General features: G+C 49.5%; 26 protein-coding genes. 14 read left to right on the top strand and 12 right to left on the bottom strand.

All coding sequences use genetic code 11. From position 1 onward, the window contains the following. Entirely contained in the window at positions 1-825 is an 825-nt protein-coding gene (gene dapD / locus HRH59_RS08705; protein ID WP_173500895.1) for a 2,3,4,5-tetrahydropyridine-2,6-dicarboxylate N-succinyltransferase, read from the top strand. Positions 826-885: 60 nt separating this feature from the next. On the opposite strand, the gene HRH59_RS08700 is transcribed toward dapD, so the two are convergent. Then, a complete protein-coding gene (locus tag HRH59_RS08700; protein WP_173500894.1) occupies positions 886-1080 on the bottom strand; it encodes a hypothetical protein in 195 nt (64 codons plus the stop codon). 213 nt (positions 1081-1293) lie between these two features. Here HRH59_RS08700 and cysZ point away from each other — a divergent pair, with 213 nt between their 5' ends. Continuing rightward, entirely contained in the window at positions 1294-2055 is a 762-nt protein-coding gene (gene cysZ, locus HRH59_RS08695) for a sulfate transporter CysZ (RefSeq protein WP_173500893.1), read from the top strand. Here cysZ and HRH59_RS08690 read toward each other — a convergent pair. The 3 genes from HRH59_RS08690 to HRH59_RS08680 are packed head-to-tail and all read right to left on the bottom strand — an operon-like array spanning position 2052 to position 3612. Then, entirely contained in the window at positions 2052-2501 is a 450-nt protein-coding gene (locus HRH59_RS08690; RefSeq protein WP_173500892.1) for a flavodoxin, read from the bottom strand. The genes cysZ and HRH59_RS08690 overlap by 4 nt on opposite strands. Continuing rightward, positions 2483-3295: a tRNA pseudouridine(65) synthase TruC gene (truC, locus tag HRH59_RS08685; protein WP_173500891.1), complete on the bottom strand. Its 813-nt coding sequence runs from the start codon at positions 3293-3295 to the stop codon at positions 2483-2485. The genes HRH59_RS08690 and truC overlap by 19 nt, the downstream gene beginning before the upstream one ends. Then, entirely contained in the window at positions 3292-3612 is a 321-nt protein-coding gene (locus HRH59_RS08680) for a YqcC family protein (RefSeq protein WP_173500890.1), read from the bottom strand. The genes truC and HRH59_RS08680 overlap by 4 nt, the downstream gene beginning before the upstream one ends. A 109-nt stretch (positions 3613-3721) precedes the next feature. On the opposite strand from HRH59_RS08680, the gene HRH59_RS08675 reads away from it, so the two are divergent. Continuing rightward, complete coding sequence (locus HRH59_RS08675; RefSeq protein ID WP_173500889.1) at positions 3722-4021, top strand: DUF3301 domain-containing protein; 300 nt, start codon at positions 3722-3724, stop codon at positions 4019-4021. Here the strand turns inward: HRH59_RS08675 and HRH59_RS08670 are convergent. Both HRH59_RS08670 and HRH59_RS08665 read right to left on the bottom strand, forming a co-directional pair. Beyond that, positions 4014-4331, bottom strand: a complete 318-nt coding sequence (locus tag HRH59_RS08670) for a DUF962 domain-containing protein (protein WP_173500888.1) — start codon at positions 4329-4331, stop codon at positions 4014-4016. The two genes, HRH59_RS08675 and HRH59_RS08670, sit on opposite strands and share 8 nt — an antisense overlap. A gap of 15 nt (positions 4332-4346) precedes the next feature. After that, positions 4347-5000, bottom strand: coding sequence for a GNAT family N-acetyltransferase (locus tag HRH59_RS08665; protein WP_173500887.1), 654 nt, complete (start codon positions 4998-5000; stop codon positions 4347-4349). 133 nt (positions 5001-5133) lie between these two features. Here HRH59_RS08665 and HRH59_RS08660 point away from each other — a divergent pair, with 133 nt between their 5' ends. After that, positions 5134-5361 (top strand): DUF2789 domain-containing protein, encoded by a 228-nt coding sequence (locus HRH59_RS08660; RefSeq protein WP_173500886.1) that lies wholly within the window; start codon positions 5134-5136, stop codon positions 5359-5361. 34 nt (positions 5362-5395) lie between these two features. On the opposite strand, the gene HRH59_RS08655 is transcribed toward HRH59_RS08660, so the two are convergent. Beyond that, positions 5396-5755 (bottom strand): DUF3192 domain-containing protein, encoded by a 360-nt coding sequence (locus tag HRH59_RS08655; protein ID WP_173500885.1) that lies wholly within the window; start codon positions 5753-5755, stop codon positions 5396-5398. Between the two features lie 175 nt (positions 5756-5930). Between HRH59_RS08655 and HRH59_RS08650 the strand changes: the two genes are divergently transcribed. Both HRH59_RS08650 and HRH59_RS08645 read left to right on the top strand, forming a co-directional pair. Further along, positions 5931-6221 carry a hypothetical protein gene (locus HRH59_RS08650; RefSeq protein ID WP_173500884.1) on the top strand — a complete coding sequence of 97 codons (291 nt, stop codon included), beginning with the start codon at positions 5931-5933 and terminating at the stop codon, positions 6219-6221. Between the two features lie 2 nt (positions 6222-6223). Next, the gene (locus HRH59_RS08645; protein WP_173500883.1) at positions 6224-7003 is read left to right on the top strand and encodes a Zn-ribbon-containing protein; all 780 of its coding nucleotides are present in this window, start codon (positions 6224-6226) and stop codon (positions 7001-7003) included. On the opposite strand, the gene syd is transcribed toward HRH59_RS08645, so the two are convergent. Continuing rightward, the gene (syd, locus tag HRH59_RS08640; protein ID WP_173500882.1) at positions 6988-7539 is read right to left on the bottom strand and encodes a SecY-interacting protein; all 552 of its coding nucleotides are present in this window, start codon (positions 7537-7539) and stop codon (positions 6988-6990) included. The genes HRH59_RS08645 and syd overlap by 16 nt on opposite strands. 75 nt (positions 7540-7614) lie before the next feature. On the opposite strand from syd, the gene queF reads away from it, so the two are divergent. From queF to HRH59_RS08600, 8 genes are all read left to right on the top strand, one after another. Further along, the gene (gene queF, locus HRH59_RS08635) at positions 7615-8457 is read left to right on the top strand and encodes an NADPH-dependent 7-cyano-7-deazaguanine reductase QueF (RefSeq protein ID WP_173500881.1); all 843 of its coding nucleotides are present in this window, start codon (positions 7615-7617) and stop codon (positions 8455-8457) included. Between the two features lie 444 nt (positions 8458-8901). Then, on the top strand, positions 8902-10470 hold the full coding sequence (locus HRH59_RS08630) for a GGDEF domain-containing protein (protein WP_173500880.1): 1569 nt from the start codon (positions 8902-8904) through the stop codon (positions 10468-10470). Between the two features lie 33 nt (positions 10471-10503). Further along, a complete protein-coding gene (ppnN, locus tag HRH59_RS08625; protein WP_173500879.1) occupies positions 10504-11862 on the top strand; it encodes a nucleotide 5'-monophosphate nucleosidase PpnN in 1359 nt (452 codons plus the stop codon). Further along, positions 11862-12674 carry a flap endonuclease Xni gene (gene xni / locus HRH59_RS08620; RefSeq protein WP_173500878.1) on the top strand — a complete coding sequence of 271 codons (813 nt, stop codon included), beginning with the start codon at positions 11862-11864 and terminating at the stop codon, positions 12672-12674. Before ppnN ends, xni begins: the two co-directional genes overlap by 1 nt. Before the next feature lie 22 nt (positions 12675-12696). Further along, the gene (locus HRH59_RS08615; protein WP_231702441.1) at positions 12697-13104 is read left to right on the top strand and encodes a DUF3192 domain-containing protein; all 408 of its coding nucleotides are present in this window, start codon (positions 12697-12699) and stop codon (positions 13102-13104) included. Further along, positions 13094-14524 carry a hypothetical protein gene (locus HRH59_RS08610; RefSeq protein WP_173500876.1) on the top strand — a complete coding sequence of 477 codons (1431 nt, stop codon included), beginning with the start codon at positions 13094-13096 and terminating at the stop codon, positions 14522-14524. Before HRH59_RS08615 ends, HRH59_RS08610 begins: the two co-directional genes overlap by 11 nt. A 163-nt stretch (positions 14525-14687) precedes the next feature. Then, positions 14688-15695 (top strand): isocitrate dehydrogenase, encoded by a 1008-nt coding sequence (locus tag HRH59_RS08605; protein WP_173500875.1) that lies wholly within the window; start codon positions 14688-14690, stop codon positions 15693-15695. 176 nt (positions 15696-15871) lie between these two features. Beyond that, on the top strand, positions 15872-16096 hold the full coding sequence (locus HRH59_RS08600) for a VF530 family protein (protein WP_173500874.1): 225 nt from the start codon (positions 15872-15874) through the stop codon (positions 16094-16096). Positions 16097-16109: 13 nt separating this feature from the next. Here the strand turns inward: HRH59_RS08600 and HRH59_RS08595 are convergent, their stop codons facing one another. The 4 genes from HRH59_RS08595 to HRH59_RS08580 form a co-directional block, all read right to left on the bottom strand. Beyond that, the gene (locus tag HRH59_RS08595) at positions 16110-16679 is read right to left on the bottom strand and encodes a nucleoside deaminase (protein ID WP_173500873.1); all 570 of its coding nucleotides are present in this window, start codon (positions 16677-16679) and stop codon (positions 16110-16112) included. Positions 16680-16824: 145 nt separating this feature from the next. After that, entirely contained in the window at positions 16825-17295 is a 471-nt protein-coding gene (gpt, locus tag HRH59_RS08590) for a xanthine phosphoribosyltransferase (RefSeq protein WP_173500872.1), read from the bottom strand. A gap of 31 nt (positions 17296-17326) precedes the next feature. Continuing rightward, on the bottom strand, positions 17327-18028 hold the full coding sequence (gene deoD / locus HRH59_RS08585) for a purine-nucleoside phosphorylase (protein WP_173500871.1): 702 nt from the start codon (positions 18026-18028) through the stop codon (positions 17327-17329). Between the two features lie 9 nt (positions 18029-18037). After that, on the bottom strand, positions 18038-19252 hold the full coding sequence (locus tag HRH59_RS08580; RefSeq protein ID WP_173500870.1) for a phosphopentomutase: 1215 nt from the start codon (positions 19250-19252) through the stop codon (positions 18038-18040). Positions 19253-19375: the final 123 nt, after the last annotated feature.

The following is a 19375-nucleotide window of genomic DNA, read 5'->3' as shown; positions in this document are numbered from 1 at the left end:
ATGTCAGAGTTAAAAAGCATTATCGAACACGCATTTGAGCAACGTGCCGACATTACACCGGCCAGCGTCAGCAGCGAAATAAAACACGCAGTAGAAACAGCTATCAGCATGCTGGATAACGGCAGCGCCCGTGTGGCAGAGAAAATTGCCGGTGAATGGGTAGTACATCAGTGGCTGAAAAAGGCGGTATTGCTGTCGTTTCGTATTAACGATAATGCTGTGATGGATGGCGCCGAAAACCGCTTTTTTGATAAAGTGCCGATGAAATACGCGGATTACAGCGATGCCCAATTCCGCGCCGATGGCGTGCGTGTAGTGCCGCCAGCCGCCGTGCGTCGTGGCAGCTATATTGCTAAAAACGTAGTATTGATGCCCTCTTACGTCAATATCGGCGCCTATGTCGGCGAAGGTACCATGGTAGACACCTGGGCAACTGTAGGTAGCTGTGCGCAAATTGGTAAAAACGTGCATTTGTCCGGCGGCGTTGGTATCGGCGGCGTATTAGAGCCGCTGCAAGCTAACCCAACCATTATTGAAGACAACTGCTTTATCGGTGCCCGCTCAGAAGTGGTAGAAGGTGTTATCGTTGAAGAAGGCGCGGTGTTGTCAATGGGTGTGTATATCAGCCAGAGCACGCGTATTTATGATCGTGAAACCGGTGAAATAAGTTATGGCCGCGTACCGGCCGGTGCTGTGGTTGTGCCGGGTTCTATTCCGTCAAAAGATGGCAGCCACAGTTTATATGCGGCTATTATTGTGAAGAAAGTCGATGCACAAACCCGTGCTAAAGTGGGTATTAACGCGCTGCTGCGCAGCGTCGAGTAATCTGTAGCAGATAGCAAAACGGCAGCCCTGGCTGCCGTTTTTTATGTCGTAGCAGTGTTCTCAGCCGATATACAGCATCACCGCAAAGCTAACCAAACCGACGGCAGCAAACATGCCGTACTCCAGGCGCTTTTCAAATTGTTTCTCAGCACCCGCATCTGCCGGCACCAGCAGCGCAGAAAATAAGCAGGTTAACCCAGCCAATAAACACAGTGTGGTTAAAGCAAATACCAGCGCAGAACCTAACATCGCCATATGTCACCCTTATCTGAAGTTGATCTTAAAACCGGTTAAGCCGCGCGGCGGCAAAAAACTGAGCGTATTCTAGCATAAAAACAGCGTCGGTACGCCAGAGCTCTGTTACAACGTTATATTCTGTTACTAAAAATCAGGCTTTAGTACAGCGCAGTTTAAGCTAAAGGCTTTATACTGGCGCCATAGCAGTGGCCGGTATCTTATGAGGTTTAAATGTACTACTTTTTTCGTGGCCTGACTTTGATCCATACCAAAGGTTTAAAGCGTTTTGTGCTGGTGCCACTGTCAATTAATCTGCTGCTGTTTTCCTTTGCCTTTTATGTTCTGCTGCAACAAGTCAGTGCTATGGTGAGCGCGGTACAGCAATATCTGCCCGGCTGGCTGCACTGGCTGGAGTATTTATTGATCCCATTGGGTGTGATGACGTTGGTTATCGGCCTGGCGTACAGCTTTACCATGGTAGCCAATTTTATTGCTGCGCCCTTTAACGGCTTACTGAGTGAAAAGGTGGAAGCGCATTTGTCCGGCCGCGTAATTCCTGCTACCACCATGGCCGCCTTTGTTAAAGATATACCGCGCATGCTGGGCCGCGAATGGCAAAAGCTGCTATACGCCCTGCCCCGCGCCATTATTTTGTTTGTGCTGTTTTTATTTCTGCCGCTTGTCGGCCCGGTACTGTGGTTTTTATTTACCAGTTGGTTACTGGCGATTCAGTATGCCGATTACCCCTATGACAACCACAAAATTGACTTTCGCAGCATGCGTCAACAACTACGCAGCCAACCGGGCACCAGCTTTGCCTTTGGCGTGACAGTAAATATCGCCTGCATGATCCCGTTGTTTAACCTGTTTGTGATGCCGATAGCGGTATGCGGCGCCACCACGATGTGGGTAGATAAACTGGCCGCGCAAAACGACCCGGCATTAAAAGCACCGGGCGCTAAGGCATACAACAAACTGGATAAATATTGTTAGTTCAGATGGGTGAAATGCTGCTTAAGCCACGGCAAAGCGATAGTCTCAGGCTCCAGCGTTTCGCCGGCATCAATGCGCAGCATCGGTGCCAATTCAGTGCCCTGAATCTCCAGCAGTAATTCGCGTAGCTGCTCGCCGGCACCACAGAAGGTGTCATAGCTGCTGTCGCCCAGCGCAATGACTGCAAATTTTTTACCGGTTAACAGCGGAAAACGGTTTTGTACATCGAGATAAAACGGCAGTAAATTATCCGGAATATCACCCTGGCCGGTGGTAGAGCTTATTACCAACCAGATATCGGCATTAAAACTTAATACCTCATCCAGTTTCGCTTCCTCATAGCGTGTAACCTCGTGTCCCAGGCCGGCTAATAAAGGCTGTGCCTCTTCAGCGACATATTGGGCGGCACCATATACACTACCGACAATCAGGGCGATTTTTGCCATTTTCCCTCCATAAAAAGCTCAGCAAACTGTTGCTGATAATAGATTTCATCTACCGGCCAGCCAAAGCGGCTGAACAAGGGTTCAAGCTCGTTCAGACCGGCGTTAAGCGTTAAAAGTTCGCCGCTAACCGGATGCGGTAACCGCAGTTGTTTTGCAATTAACAACAAACGCCTGCAATTAAAATGCTGTTTAAATAACGCATTGTGTTTACCGTCGCCGTGGCTGGTATCACCCGCTATCGGATAACGTAAATGTGCCAGATGGCGGCGTAACTGATGCTTGCGGCCGGTTAACGGCTGCAGCGCCACCAGCGAGTAACGAGCCGCAGGGTATTTACTTACCGGTATAGGCAATTCTACCTGCTGTAACGGCTGATAGCGGGTTATCGCTTGTTGCGGCGCCTTGTCATCCCGGCTGAATTTATCGGCGATTTTATCCAGTTGCTCTTTCAATGGGTAATCCAGCTCGCCGCCGCTGGGCATAAACCCCCGAACTACCGCCAGGTAATGTTTACGCCACAACTGCTGCTCTATCTGCTGGCCAAGCAAGCGCGCGATATCGGCAGATAAAGCAAATAACAATACGCCCGAGGTAGGCCGGTCCAACCGGTGCACAGGAAATACGTGTTGGCCAATTTGGTCACGCAATGTTTGCATGACAAACACCGTTTCGTGCTTATCTAAAAACGAGCGATGCACCAACATACCGGCCGGTTTATCTACTGCGACAATATACTCATCCTGATAAACAATGCCCAGCGGTTGCGTTAATACAAAAGGCTCAGCAGAACTCATCTGTTACCCGACAATGCGCTGTCAAGCTGGGCAATAATATCCAGCAAGGGCACCAGACGCACGCCCAGTGGTTTAAAAGCCTCTTCAGCAATCGGCAACACACTGATCTTATCCGGCAACGCCAGCTTTGCATCCAACAAGGCCTGCATCCGCGGCAGAAAAATAAACTGTAACCATTGCTCAAGCGGCATAGTGTCGTAACAAAACGGCATCGTACTGGCCATGGCGCTTGCTGAGGGCGGCAATGAACGCCAAAGCTGTTGCTGTTTCAGCTCTGTTTCAAGTGCCCCAAGCAGGGTTTTAACCGTATTTGACATAACGACCTCATAATAAGCCAGGCAGTTTACCATAAGCTAAAGCTTCAGCCAGCCCTTGTAAAACAGCAGACTAATCAGCATTATCTGCTGATAGCTTTAGGAGTAAAGTATGGGTTCGGTATTATTACTGCTGGCAATCAGCAGTATCTGTTATGTATTTTGGCTGCAACGCAAGCAAGATGAGCGGGCTGTTGTGGTAGCCCGCCAACTGTGTCAGCAACAACAGCTGCAGCTGTTAGACTGCGGCCGTAGTGGCCACAGTTTTCGCAGGATTAACGGCCGGTTACGCTTTATTACGCTGTATCAGGTTGACTTCAGCGGTGACGGCGAAAGCCGCTATCAGGCAGAGTTATTACTTAGCGGCATGCGCCTCGCCGCGTTTAATTTACCGGCGTACCGCATTAATTAGCCGGTAATTTGTGCTTTAATTGTCCGGTGAGAAAGTCTTTTAACATAACCCAATCTGCAGCCAAACTGTAAAACGGGTACCGGAACGTAGCCGGCTTATTGTGTTCAAACACAAAATGACCAACCCAGGCAAAACCATAGCCGATCAGCGGCAGTAGCCACAACCAAAGCCATTGCTGCGTAAACAACGCATACACCAACACAGCAATAACTAAAGTGCTGCCGGTATAGTGCAGAGCACGGCACACCGGGTTGCGATGCTCGCTTAAATAATACGGATAAAACTCGGCGAAACTGCGAAATGTGTTCATAGGCATTGCCCCTGCTTATTCAACGGCCATCTGCTGCCGCGGCCGGAACATCAGGGTACCACTTACCGTATTAAACGCCAGTTCGGTGACCGGTTGATATTTATCATCGGCAAAAAAAGCCAGGTACTTTTCCAGTGTTACAAACACGCCTATACCGGCAGATTGCTGATCTTTGTCGACAATAGAATCCACCGCATGGATAAGATAATGCCCCAACCCCAAATGCTGTTGCTTTGGTGCCACAGCAATAAAAGCCAACATATGATAATGCTGCGCCGGCATGGCGGCATGAATTTTTTGCTCTTTCTCCAGCAACTGTTTGGTAGAAACATAACCGGCTGTCAGCAGCATTTTCAAGCGCCAGTGCCACAGCCTGCCGGCGCCTATGCCGGAGTCCGGTGCGATAACACAAGCCACGCCCAACAACTGCTCTGCATTAAACAAGCCTATCATCGGCTGTTTGGCTTGCCAGAAGGTATTAAGCTCCTCTCTGATTGCTGCCCGTAAACGCTGTTCATAGTCCGGCTTTTCCGCACGAAAAATCTCCATAAACAACGGGTCGTCATGATAAGACTGATACAGCAACGACGCCGCCAATTTTAACTCATCAGCACTGAGTAACATGGCTTTTAACCGGTCCGGCGCTACCGCATTAAGTTCAGCTAACATAAATTCCCCGTTTGATATTGTTGTTTTTTTATCCACAATAGCAGTGCGGCTATCAATTGCCAAGCAACCGATCACAGCAATCCGTCGCAAAGCTGGCTATGCTTACAGCAAGGCTTTAAACAGGAGACGTTATATGGATATGTCAGAGCACAACCTGCGCACCTTGTTTGCTCAACTTGGGCTAAACAACAACGAACAAGCTATGGCGCAGTTTATTCAACAACATAAGTTGGCACCGGGCATGGCCATTCAGGATGCGCCGTTTTGGAACAGTGCCCAGGCCGGTTTTCTGCGCGAGTCGTTAAAGCAGGACGCCGAGTGGTGTGAGATTATCGATGAGCTGAACGCTCTGCTGCACTGAGCTGCAGAGCGGTTTATTATCGATATGTTCAGGCTTACAGATATTTATATGCTTTGTCGCCCCAACCGGTTAAACGGTTTTGTCTGAAGATCAGCGGCGTGCATTCTTCTTTTGAGGTTTTACCATCACTTTTGGCATGATGGGTACGATAAAACAGCACCGTTACCGTTTCACCTTCATGGCTGAACGATTCGGTAAAATCCGGCGTACCTAACAACGTGCGGACATCATCTGCGCTGGTATCTAATGCCAGCTTATTGATTTGTTGCTGATTATATTGCTGGGTTTTCTTCCAACTGCTGTCATTATCAAACTCGCGGTCGCCACCAACGGCAATAACACATCCCGACAACGTCACTGCTAAAGCTGCAGCAATAAAAAACTTTCCTGACATAATGATTTTCCTGTGTTGTTTTATCAAGTAGCCGTCGTTTCAGGCTCCTATACAGTCAGCAAAGAGCATGCCACAGATTAAACCTATATAAAACATAAGGTTAATAAAATCCAGCTACTATTCAATAGCTATCAGTGGTAAATTCCACCACTAGTTAGTCAAACAGGCAAAGCAAATGACAGACCCGGTACAACTACTGCAGCAAGTAGCCGCACAACTGCAACAGGAAGGCAAAACTCCCTGCCTGGCGCTGTTTCGTGCCAGGCTGGCAGGGCAACTGCCACCGCAACAACTGTTCGCTGCTTATCAGCACTGGCGCAACAATCCCACGGTAGCCAGTGTTATTACAAGCGCAGAACCCGCTGCCACAACGCCTGAAACTGAGGCCGATAATAGCGACCTGGCGGCCGCCCTGGCGCGTATCGAAGCCAAACTGGATTTACTGCTGGCGAAGTTGGATAACTAACTATGTATGTCGCACAGCTGCGGTTTAAACTGATTGCCGATACCGATTTCAATCGCGCCGAAACGGCTATTCGCCGCTATATTGAAGCGTTGATTTTTAACGGTCAGATACTTGGCCGCGAATTTCCTACTGCCTGGCAACAAGACAGCTTTAGCAGCCGGGTTGTGCTGCCGGCAGAAGATGCGCTGCTGCAAAAATATCACAGTGCACGTGGCCTTTATGCACTGGAGCAATTGGCTGAGGCCGGGTTGGCTTATCCGCAACTGCAACTGCAAGGCATGGATTTGATGTCGCAGCACACCGATCCCTGTGACAGCGCCGGTTTCTACATTTTGTACAGTCGTTTTAGTGATACCTGCTCAGCACTGCGCTGCGGCGAGCATTTTGCGCCGGTGCCATTGTATAAACTGCACAATAGCGGAGCGGATTATGAGCAGCTGATCCGCTGGCAGTTGCAGTACCAGGCATTGGACGAAATTCAAATGCAACACAGCAGAGTGCTGCTTAAAAGCGCTGAGCGCAGTTTGCAGCAGCTTAACAGCAACTTAAATAAGCAAGGCCGCAGGTTGGCAACACAACTGGAAAAAGCCAACAGCAAAGCGGTGTACTACGCACTCTACAGCGGCAGCACGATGGATTGCACAGCGGAAGCCGGTAAAACCTGCCCCGGCTGCGGTGGCGACTGGCGCTTAGCCCGGCCGCTGCACCAGCTGTTTGATTTTCAGTGCCGGCATTGCCGTTTAGTCAGCAATATAGCCTGGGATTGTCAAAGCCCGTCGTAACCGCACGGCGTCAACTGTGCCAGAAAGTCAGCCAGATTATCCGCCAGCTTTTCTGTCACCTCTCGACCAACATGCTCCAGATACACCTCGCCGCTGCTGTTTAGCACCGACAGCAGTATTTCATCATCTTCCGTGGTCGCAAAAAATACCGTTTCACGCTGCTTTAACCGCCGCTTCATAATGATATGACCGATAATATTTTCCTGCAGCCGTTTTACATCATCACTGTTCCACACCATCAGCAGCGCCAGTTTACCGCGTGGGTGTGAGGCGGCCAGGCCAGCACCGTAATACAGCTGATAAAACGTTTTTATATCAGTGTGTAACTGCAATTCCAGTGCCTGCTCTACATTACTGAAATCGGCAGCCGGCTGTTGTAACACCGGTTGCCACTGTACCGTGTTATCGACAATATCACCTTGCTGGCAAGGCGATGGGCTGGCCGGATCTGCCCAACTACTGAGTGTCAGCTGCTGCTGTTGATGCCATTGAATGGCTTGTTGGATAAATTGGCTGTAATTCGTTGCCAGAGTCACGCGACCTTCCGTCAAACTTTATGATAAACTTGGCGTCATTGTAACGCTAACTACGCCGTGATGACAAAAGCAGACATGACCAGCAGCCACTCAGATCTTCTTGCCGGGCTAAGCCTTGGTAAAGTTACCGCCTATGCCGATAAATACGACGCCGGTTTATTACAAGCGGTGCCGCGCAGTTTAGGCAGGGATGATATTGGCTTAGACCCCGCTGCATTGCCTTTTGTCGGTCAGGATATCTGGCACGGTTACGAACTGTCCTGGCTTAATGCCAAAGGTAAACCAATGGTAGCACTGGCTACCTTTGTCGTACCGTTTGATTCAGCTAACTTAATTGAATCCAAATCCTTTAAATTGTACCTGAACAGTTTTAACCAAAGTCGCTTTTCTGATCTTGGCCAGGTATATCAACATTTACAGCGCGACTTATCCGCCTGTGCCGGCAAACCGGTAAAAGTCAGCCTGCACAACGTCAATGAAATTATGGCATTTCAACCGACCTGGATCCCGGGTCGCTGCATTGATGATTTGGATATTGAAATTGATCAGTATCAATACGATGCCGGCTTGCTGCAAACCCAAACCGACGCCGATATTGTTGAAGAAAAACTGCACTCGCATTTGCTTAAATCAAACTGCTTAATCACCTCCCAGCCTGACTGGGCCAGTGTTTATATTCACTACCGCGGCAAAGCACTGAACCATGAAGCACTGCTGCGCTATTTGATCAGCTTTCGCAGCCATAACGAATTTCATGAGCAGTGTGTCGAACGTATTTTCGCTGATATCTGGTCACGCTGCCAGCCATCTTTTCTGGCCGTCTATGCCCGCTATACCAGACGCGGCGGCCTGGATATTAATCCCTGGCGCGCCAGTGAGCCCTGCCCGCCGCCGGTGATCCGCCTTAGCAGACAGTAAGTTATGTCGTTATAAAACAGCATCACTTTCACAAAAACAACCAACAGCAGGAAGTGCATAAATAATTAATCGTTATTTATCAATAACTTTAAAGTGTAACGCTGGCCTGTACATTTTAAAATACAGCCAAAAACTGAAACAACAAATGAAACAATACCTTCCAACTTTCAAAAAAGCCCTGTTTCTGTTTAAATAGTCGGCGTTTGGCAGACGGACTGCCGGACAGTAGTTCCAACAAGGAATGCTGATTATGCAATATCTTACCTCTACTGAAGAACAGACCTGGTTACCTTATTACCTGTGTAAACGGTAAACCGGCAAAAACATCCCTTACCACAGCGGGCTTTTGCCCGCTGTTTTTTTACATTTAGCTTATTTCTGTACAATCAGTGATCGCATTTACAGCGATAGTCGATATACTTACGCCTAAACATGCATTTAACCATGAACTCTCAGGTGGTGGCTTTGCAGGACGACACGCATCAACAACTGACCAATGCTCTGAAAGCACGTAAAACGCTGGAAGACACCTATGAAGCACAGTTTAAAATTCTGGCATTATTTGTATCCAGATTATCACTGGCGTGTAAAGGTGTTGATATTGAGCTGGATAACCGCTTGGCAAAACTGCGCACTGAGCTAAATCGTGGCACCGATCTGGAAAAGCTGCTGCCTTTTATTGAAGCTACCAGCGACAATCTTAAATTACTGGAATCGCGCCATCAGGCAGATATTCAACGTATGCAGCAGGGCCTGGCTGACGCCGGCAAGATGTTGCAGCAACAAAAAGGCCTGCCGGATCAGTTGCGCCGTGACTTAAGAGAGTTATTGGGTAAAGTCGGCCAACCCTCTGCTACGGTACATGCATTTTTACCGCACTTAACTGAGCTGGCCAAACTGTACCAAAACGTGCTGCAAGCCAAACATCAGTTAGCCGAAGGTAGCGATGATGATGTGCGCTATGGCCATATTTGCCGCCAAATCAGCGTCGAGTTAACAAACTTACTCAGCGAGCTGGCGTTTGCCGAAGACAGTGCCGCTGAAATTGACGAGATCCGTGTAAGCTTGCTGGGTAAACTACCGATTGATGCCCTGCTGGAAGCCTGTTTAAAAACCATTGGCATTATTATCAGCAGCATTAACCGCGAACGCCAGTCTGCTGAACATTTTCTGTTAAAACTCAATGACGCCCTGACCAGCGTGCAGCAATCGGTAGTGTCGTCACTCAGCGCCTCTACTGATTTAAAACAAAAAATGCAGTTGCTGAATCAACAAATTGAGCAGCAAATTGACCATCTTGGTCACGCCAGTCAAAAAGCCACTTCGCTGGAACAATTAAAAATCTTAGTCAGTGATAAGCTCACCGCGATTACCGGTTCCCTGCGGGAGAAAGAACAACTGGAGCAGCAGGAGCGCCAGCAATTGTTGTCAACTCTTGGCAACATGGAGAAACGGCTGGGTGAGCTGGAAACCGACGCCGGCAGCTTCAAAAAGCGTATTGCCGAGCAAAATTTCCGCAGCTTGCAAGATGCCTTAACAGAAATACCTAACCGTGCCGCCTTTGATGAGCGTTATCAATTAGAAATTAAACGCTGGCAACGCTATAAAAAGCCACTATGTGTGGTACTGGCAGACGTCGACCATTTTAAAAACATCAATGACAGCTATGGCCACAGTGCCGGCGATAAAACGCTGAAAGTCATTGCCAAAACACTTAAGCTTAACCTGCGCGAAACCGACTTTATCGCCCGCTACGGTGGCGAAGAATTTATTATGTTGTTTCCGGAAACCGAGTTAGCAGAGCTGGAAAAGCGGCTGAATACATTAAGAGAGAAAATAGGAAAAATTCCGTTTAAATTTAAAAATGTAAACGTACCTATTACCATTTCATTCGGTGCAACCCGCTTTACCGAACAGGATACCAACCGCAGTGCCTTCGACCGCGCCGATGAGGCGCTGTACGAAGCCAAAAAAGCCGGCCGGGATAAGGTCATTCTTAAACCTGCATCCTGAACCGGTATTAACTGATTGTATTAAGGAGCACATATGCATGTGCAATTAAACCCGCTCGGGTCTATGGATTTATTGTCACAACTGGAAGTCGACCATTTAAAACAAAATACACAACAAGCCGCGTTTAATCTGTTCCGCAACTGTTGCCTTGCGGTACTTAATGTTGGCAGCCATACCGACAGCTCAGCTGAAATCTACGAGCAGTATAAAGATTTTGCTGTCAACCTGCTCAGCCGTGAACGTGGTATTAAAATAGAACTGTTTAACCCGCCGCTGAGTGCTTTTGTCGATGGCCAGATTATTAAAGGTATCCACGAGCACCTGTTTGCCGTACTGCGCGATATTCTGTTTTATCACAGCCGGTTGCAAAGCAACAAAAGCTGGTTGGATTTAAATAACAGTGACCATATTACCCATACAGTGTTTGACATCCTGCGTAATGCCCGCGTTATCGATGCCAGCAACGAGCCGAATATGATTGTCTGCTGGGGTGGCCATTCGATTAACGAAACAGAATATAAATACACCAAAGAAGTGGGTTATGAGCTGGGATTGCGTGGCATGGACATTTGCACCGGCTGCGGCCCGGGTGCAATGAAAGGGCCAATGAAAGGCGCTACCATCGGCCACAACAAGCAGCGTATCAGCAGTGGCCGTTATCTGGGCCTGACAGAGCCAAGCATTATCGCTGCTGAGCCGCCAAACCCTATCGTTAATGAACTGGTGATCCTGCCTGATATCGAGAAACGCTTAGAGGCCTTTGTCCGCGTAGCGCACGGCATTATTATTTTCCCGGGCGGCGCAGGTACAGCAGAAGAGCTGCTGTACCTGTTAGGTATTATGCTACACAAAGATAACCGTCAGCAGAGCTTACCGATAATTTTAACCGGACCGAAGCAAAGCGAAGCGTACTTTCGTGATATTGCCGGCTTTATCGAAAACACTTTGGGTAATGACGCATTAAACCTGATAGAAATTATCATTGATGATGCCCCGGCCGTGGCCCGCAAACTAAAACAAGCCACCGCAGAAGTGCGTCACTACCGCAAGTCGGTTGGCGATGCGTATCACTTTAACTGGACACTGAAGATAGAGCCTGATTTTCAACAGCCTTTTATCCCGAATCATCAGAATATGGCCGCACTGGACTTGCACCCTAATCAGGACAGCGCGACACTGGCGGCTAACCTGCGCCGCGCTTTTTCCGGCATAGTGGCAGGAAACGTAAAAGATGAAGGCATTAAAGCCATTCGGCAGCATGGGCCATTTCAGATAACCGGTGAAGCTAAACTGATGCAAATGATGGATACCCTACTACAGGCCTTTGTCGAACAAGGCAGGATGAAACTGCCGGGCAGCAAATATGAGCCTTGTTATCAGGTGCTGCGTTAATGGCACATCTGCTGCTGATAGATGCACTGAACCTGATCAGACGGCTTTATGCCGTGCAGGAGCGGCCGTATCTGCCATTAGCGGATGATGTGGCCGAAGGTACTAAAGCACAGATTATCCGCAACACTGAAAATATGCTGCGCCAGGCTTTGGCCAGGTTGCAAGCAGAGCTGGAACCCAGCCATGCGTTGTTAGTATTTGATGGCCGTGACAGCCTGTGGCGTAAAGCTTTGTATGCCGATTACAAAGCCAACCGCAAACCGATGCCGGTCATCCTTGCCGATGCTCTGCCGGGCTTGCAGCAAACGGCGCAGACGTTAGGGTTTAACAGCGTGCAGCAAGCTGATTATGAAGCCGATGATGTTATCGCCTCGGTTGCGGTCAGATTAGCTCAGCATGGCCAACAGGTAACCATCGTCTCCACCGATAAAGGCTTTTTGCCGTTGCTGGGGCCACACATCGGTATTTATGACGCCTTTGCCAGGCAGTTTCAGACTGAAGAAGCTGTGCAGCAAAAGTTCGGCGTCAGCAGCGACCAACTGGTGCGTTACTGGAGCCTGGTCGGTGACAGTACTAACAATATCCCCGGTGTACACGGCATTGGCCCCAAAGGCGCCCATGATCTTATGGCATTGGGAGCTACCCTGACACAAGCACTGGAGCACCCGGATTGTCATAAAAAATTACGCGAGAAAATTCTGCAGCACAAAGAACAAATCAAAATTTTTATGCAGATTTTATCCCTGAAAACTGATGTGCAGTTGGGGCTTAATCTGCAAGATATGCGGATCCAACAGCATGCAACCCCTTAGTAGAACGGAGGCGCCGCACCTTATGCCATCTATCCGTTCCCGTAAGCTGACATTCTTTTTGTCCGGGCTCGGGATTTATCTGCTACTGACGCTGGCAGTATTGTTCTGGTACCAGGACGATGTTGAGCAAATGAGCTGGGTAGACCGCGAAGTGTTTAATCATAAAATTATCAGCAGCTACAGTACCACCGCCAATATTCAGCAAGATGACGTGCTGCAACGCTTGGGCAGCCCGGATATCACCAGCGCATTGCAACAAAATAATACCGTGTATCAGCTGCTATATTACCGCACCCACCGCAGTGTAGCCGACGGCATTACCACCGCAGATGAATGCACGGCACTGCTGTTTAAAAACCGTCGTTTAATTGCGCTGGGCGAACCTGCCGTAACGCAATATCAGGTAATTGCAGCTAAGAATGCCGGCTGACAACCCTGCCTTGCAGCAATACCAACACTTATGGCAACACAGCGTTGCTCAGCTTGGCAATACAACAGATATCACTCTTTTGCTGACACTAAGCCGGCAACTTGCAGTACAACGCCTGGTTATTGCAGAAGCTCAGACAGATGATACCGCTGCAGACCCGACTGACATGCCGGCTGTTACCGCCACCTTGCTGCACAACGCCGCATTGCCTGCAGCCTTGCAAGCAACAGAGTTGCTGTTATGGTTTGCTCAGCATTACCGCTGGCCGGCTAAGGTTTGCCGCTTGCTACTGAGCGCCGGCTTTTGTGCGGCGCTGGCCAAACATCTGCCGCAAGCGGCGCAGTTCGCCAAGTTACAGCCCTACCCTGCTCTGCTGGCGGCAAAGTTATTGCAGGCAGTGCCGCAAGCCGCAGCGGTAACAACGTTGCTGGCAGCCTGCTACCCGGCAGAGCGTAATATTGCGCTCTGGCAACAAAATCCGCTAAGCCTGCTGCTGACGCAATGTGAATATCTGTGCCGCGACAACATTGCATCTGTCGCATCGCTGCGACAAAGCATAGGCCGGCGTATTGCGTTGACGAAAAGTGATTATGAGTTGCAGTTGCTGCAACGCTTATTACAGCCGGCGTTAAATAGCATTCAGCTGTCTGACAGCACCGACTTAGCCGCAATGTCACAGTTTCACCGCATGTGTGATGCCGACACCAAACAGCTGGTGCTTTATCTGGGGCAAACTGTGACGCTGTCAGCGCCGGTACTGGCGCTGGCGACAGAGCTGAACCGGCAACAGCAACCTATTACGGATCTGCGCCTGGCACTGAATCTGATAGGACGTGAACAATTACCCTATATTCTGGCCGAAGCAGAATTACAGGCCAATCTGGCAGAGCTGCAGCAGCCGGCACAGGCGTTATTACATCAGTTCAGTTTCTGTATGGCGCAGGCGTTATATTTGCTGCCCACATTGCAATTGTCATTGCCGCAATGCCGTACTATTGCGCTGTGTTTGTGCAGCCCGCTATGGTTCAGCGAAGCCGCCTACACTACCGGCCTGCTGCGGCGTACCACACAAGGCATACAAAGCACTATTGACCTGCGCTGTTACACGCAAGACCCCACTTGTGCCAGCCGGCTGAGTACATTGCTGCAGCACTACCAACTGCAACAGTGGGTAAAACCGGCTCAGCAATGGCTGCAAAGCCTTAGCGGCGACTCCGTAGCCGCAGACAACCACACTCTGGCATTACTGCTGGCCTGGCACAGCAGCCTTAGCCTGTTTAGCCCGCATAAAGCTGACACCCTGCCACGTGTACTCAACCTGGCACAGCGACCACTGCAGCTCACTGCCGACAGCGATAACTGGCTGCAACACGTGCTGGCCGGCAGCCATTGCTATTACCCGTTAGAGTTAACATTGTAGTTTTATTACAACATTCACCGGCTTTATAGTGCGTATAACGTCGATAACTGCAGTAAAACTGTACCAAACTGGCGCTTTGGGCCGAAAAATGCTATATTCTGCGCCGTTTTCAGGCCCGCCAGAGGCCCTCTTTCCGAATAATTACGACAGCTAAGGACCCCCGATGAGCAAGCAAATTATTACTGTCATTAAAGGCGATGGCATAGGCCCGAGTATCGTTGAAGCCGCCATTGAAGTATTAAATAAAGTTGGCTGTGACTTCGACTATGAATACGTCGATGCCGGTTTAACGGCACTGGAAAAAACCGGTGAGTTATTACCGCAAGCCACATTGGATGCTATAGCGCGTAATAAAATCACGTTAAAAGGCCCGCTGACTACTCCGGTAGGCGACGGCTTTACCTCTATTAACGTAACCCTGCGGAAAAAATTCAACCTGTATTCAAACGTGCGGCCGGTCATTTCTTTTAAGGGCACTAAAGCACGTTACGAGAATATCGACATTATCACTATCCGTGAAAACACTGAAGGCATGTACTCCGGCCATGGCCAGGTAGTATCAGCTGATGGCATGGTAGCCGAAGCCACCAGTATCGTGACCAAAGAGGGTGCCGAGCGCATTGCCGTATTCGCTTTTGAAACCGCACGTCGCGAAAAGCGTAAAAAAGTAACTATTGTGCACAAGGCGAATATCCTGAAATCAACCTCAGGTTTATTCCTGAAAACGGCGCGTGAAGTGGCAACCCGTTACCCGGATATTGAAGCGCAGGAAATGATTGTCGATAACGCCTGTATGCAGTTGGTAATGAACCCGCAGCAGTTCGACGTTATTGTAACAACTAATCTGTTTGGCGATATCTTATCGGATTTATGTGCCGGTTTAGTCGGTGGTTTAGGTATGGCACCTGGCGCCAATATCGGTGCAGATTGTGCTATTTTCGAAGCAGTTCACGGCAGCGCACCGGATATCGCCGGTAAAAACCTGGCTAACCCGAGCTCAGTGATCCTGGCATCTATTCAAATGCTGGAATACTTAGGTATGCAGGACAAAGCAGAGAAGATCCGCAGTGCTCTGGCTGATGTTATCGCCAGTGGCGACCGTACCACGCGTGATTTAGGCGGCAGCTTCGGCACTACCGACTTTACCGCTGCGGTATTAGAGCGTTTATAACAACTTGACGATTGGTGGCCGGTTCTGGCATGAACCGGCTTGCCCACATCAACACGCCGTAAACCCATCCATGGGGGCTCGACTCAGGCATCCATGCCTTCAACGGTTGACTTAGCGCAAGTCGATTCCTGCTTGAAATCATAAAGTGTCTGATTTTATTTAATTAAGGAACAGACATGTCTCAACCGAAGAACCCGCTGCACGGTGTTACGCTGGAGCAAATCGTTACCGCACTGGTAGATCACTTTGGCTGGCCGGCTCTGGCACAGCAAATAGATATCAACTGCTTTAAAATCGACCCATCGGTTAAAAGCAGCCTGAAATTTCTGCGCAAAACGCCGTGGGCACGACAAAAAGTGGAAGAGTTATATGTGGCAAAAAAGCTGTATCAGCAAAGCTGATACAGCTTTTCGTCTAACCGTTGTAAATAGCCCCGCCACCATTTACATAGCTTTGCAGCACATTGTTAGCCGCATCGCGTTGCACCAACTTAACCACTTCAACACCGGCATTGGTAAGATAGTCATAGCTGCTGTCATACACCGGGCCTTCATCGAAGCCGATAGCACGGGCGTCTTCTGCCGTCGCGGCGCACACTAAACGCTTAACGCCGCTCCAGAGCGTGCCGCCTAAACACATAGCGCAAGGCTCGCACGAGGTGAACAGCTCACGCTTAACACCATCGGCTGACAAACTAAAGCTCTGTATGCTTTGCTCAGCCAGCATAATCGCCATCATTTCGCCGTGTGCGGTAGAGTTATGCAGTGGCATTACCCGGTTTACGCCTACACTAACTAACTTACCGCTGGTGCAGTCAAAAATAGCACTGCCAAACGGGCCGCCGGTGCCGCGCAGCACATTCTGCTTTGACAGCTCAACAGCCAGGGCCATTTTTTCATCGTCGCTTTGATACACTTTCTGCCAGTCGACTACGTCGTTAATCCACGCCGGCAAGTTAAGCGTTAATTGTTGTACTGCTGTCATTATTACTCCAAAACATCTGCTGCCAGCAAACGAGCCGGATTGCCCACGCCAACACGCCGTAAACCCATCCCTGGGGGCTCGTCTCAGCCCGTCCGGGGCTTCAACGGTTAGCTTAGGGCAATCCGACTCTCAGCCTTGTGTTTATTTACTTCTCAGCCAATGGCTTGCTATATGCCAGTTCCATATCCCACGGCAGTTGGATCCAGGTATCCTGCTCAATGTCTGTTATGTACTTATCCACCAAAGGCTTACCTTGTGGCTTGGCATACACGGTAACAAAGCAGGCCTTGGGGAAATGTTCACGCAGCGCCCTGGCGGTTTCACCGGTATCTACCAGGTCATCCACAATCAGTAATTTCTCTGAGTCTGCCAGGCTGGCATCTTTTAAAATGCTTAAGCTGCCTTGTTTATCATGCTCATAACTGGCCACACAAATACTGTCTACCACACGGATATTTAACTCACGCGCCAGGATTGCAGCCGGCACCAAACCACCGCGGCTTACCGCCACTATGGCGTTATAATCATGCCCCAGCAACTGATGTGCCAGCTCTTTGGTGGCACGGTGAAACGCTTCCCACGACACATAAAACATTTTATTAGTGGATAAGGACATCAGGGGTTCCTGCAACTCGGTTAATTGAAAATTATAAGCAGCCCAGGGCTACTTCAACCATTTCATTAAAGCTGTTCTGGCGCAGTTCAGCGCTTAAAGCTTCGCCGGTACGGATGTGATCGCTTACCGTAAAGATAGCCAGCGCATTGATACCGTATTCCGCTGCCACGCCGTATAAACCGGCGGCCTCCATTTCTACCGCCAGCACGCCGTATTTCTCTAAGGTATCAAACAGGGTTTCGCTTGGGTTGTAAAACAAGTCAGAGGTAAACACATTACCTACTTTAACGTTTATATTTTTTGCGCGGGCAGCAGCTACCGCTTTTTCCAATAACTCAAAGCTGGCCATAGCGGCAAAATCCATCCCGGCTAACCGGTTACGGTTAACGTTGGAGTCGGTGCTTGCGCCCATACCAATAACCACATCACGTACTTTAACGTCCAGTGGCAAGCCACCACAGGAGCCGATACGGATAATGTTTTTTACGCCATAAAACTTTACCAGCTCAGTGGCATAAATCGACATCGAAGGAATACCCATGCCGGAGCCCAGCACGCTAACCGGCTTACCTTTGTAGGTACCGGTGTAGCCAAACATATTGCGCACGGTGTTTACACACACCGCATCAGTTAAAAAGGTTTCGGCAATGTGTTTTGCCCGCAGCGGGTCGCCCGGCATTAAAACTGTTTCAGCAAACGCGCCCTCTGGCGCATGAATATGCGGAGTAGCCATATCAATCTCTTAGTTAATTTTATGCAAAAAGGAATCGCCGTACGCCATAGCGTCCAGCGTAAAATAGTCAGCCAGTGTTTGGCCGATATCGGCAAAGCTCATCCGCTCACCTAAGTCGGTGCCCCGCATGCCTGGGGTATAGGCTAATACCGGAATATATTCACGGGTATGCTCGGTGCCGGGCCAGGTTGGGTCACAGCCATGGTCGGCAGTCAGCAGCATTAGCGTGTCTTTGTCGCAAGCTGCCATCAGCTGCGGCAAGCGGCTGTCAAAGTATTCCAGCGCCTCACCATAGCCAATAGGATCACGGCGGTGGCCAAAATTCTGATCAAAATCAACCAGGTTGGTAAACACCAGACTTTTGTCAGCCTGCACTGCCATTTGCGCCAGGGTTTTATCAATCAGTGCTTCAAGCCCGGTGGCTTTCAGACTTTCGCTAATCCCCTGATGCGCATAGATATCCGCGATCTTACCAATGCTTACCACCCTACCACCAGCGGCGGTAAGTTTATCTAACACCGTCGGCGCCGGCGGCAGCACGGAATAATCCCGGCGGTTGCCGGTGCGGGCATAGTTGGTTGCACTATTGCCCAAAAACGGCCTGGCGATAACGCGGCCAATATTGTAATCGTCCAGCAATTCACGTGCTACCAGACAAAAATCCAGCAGCTTCTGCAAGCCAAAATGCTCTTCGTGTGCCGCTACCTGAAATACGCTGTCTGCCGAGGTATAGCAAATCGGCTTACCGGTTTTAATATGCTCGTCACCCAGCTTTACCAGGATATCAGTACCCGACGCGTGACAGTTACCCAGGATGCCGGGTACACCGGTACGCCGGCACAGCTCGTCTATTAATGCCGGCGGAAAGCTGTCGGTTTTGTTATGAAAATAACCCCAATCAAACAACACCGGAACGCCGGCTATCTCCCAGTGACCGCTGGGAGTGTCTTTACCACTGCTTAACTCTCTGGCATAGCCATAAGCCCCGACAACATCGCTACTGTCAACGATATCGGCCTGCACGCCTTGTGACGCTGCGGTAGCGGCTTTTACTAATCCCAGCCGCGCCAGATTAGGTAACGCCAATTGACGGCCGGTTTTAGCGTGAAACGCTTTGGCAATACTGGCAAAAGTATTGGCACCGACATCACCAAATACTTCTGCATCCGGCGCATAACCGATACCAAAGCTATCTAATACCAGGATCACTGCTTTTTTTGCCATAGTCCTGCTCCTGACACCTGAGTTATTTGTCTGTATATCTGATGCGACCAGCATAACCGCTATAGGGTTCATGCAACAGTGGCCGGCACATTTAAAAAAAGGGCACGCAGTGTAAAACGAAGT

It is taken from the genome of Rheinheimera lutimaris, assembly GCF_013283795.1.
Classification (GTDB): Bacteria; Pseudomonadota; Gammaproteobacteria; order Enterobacterales; family Alteromonadaceae; genus Alishewanella; species Alishewanella lutimaris.
This window is presented reverse-complemented; position numbering and strand designations above follow the sequence as displayed.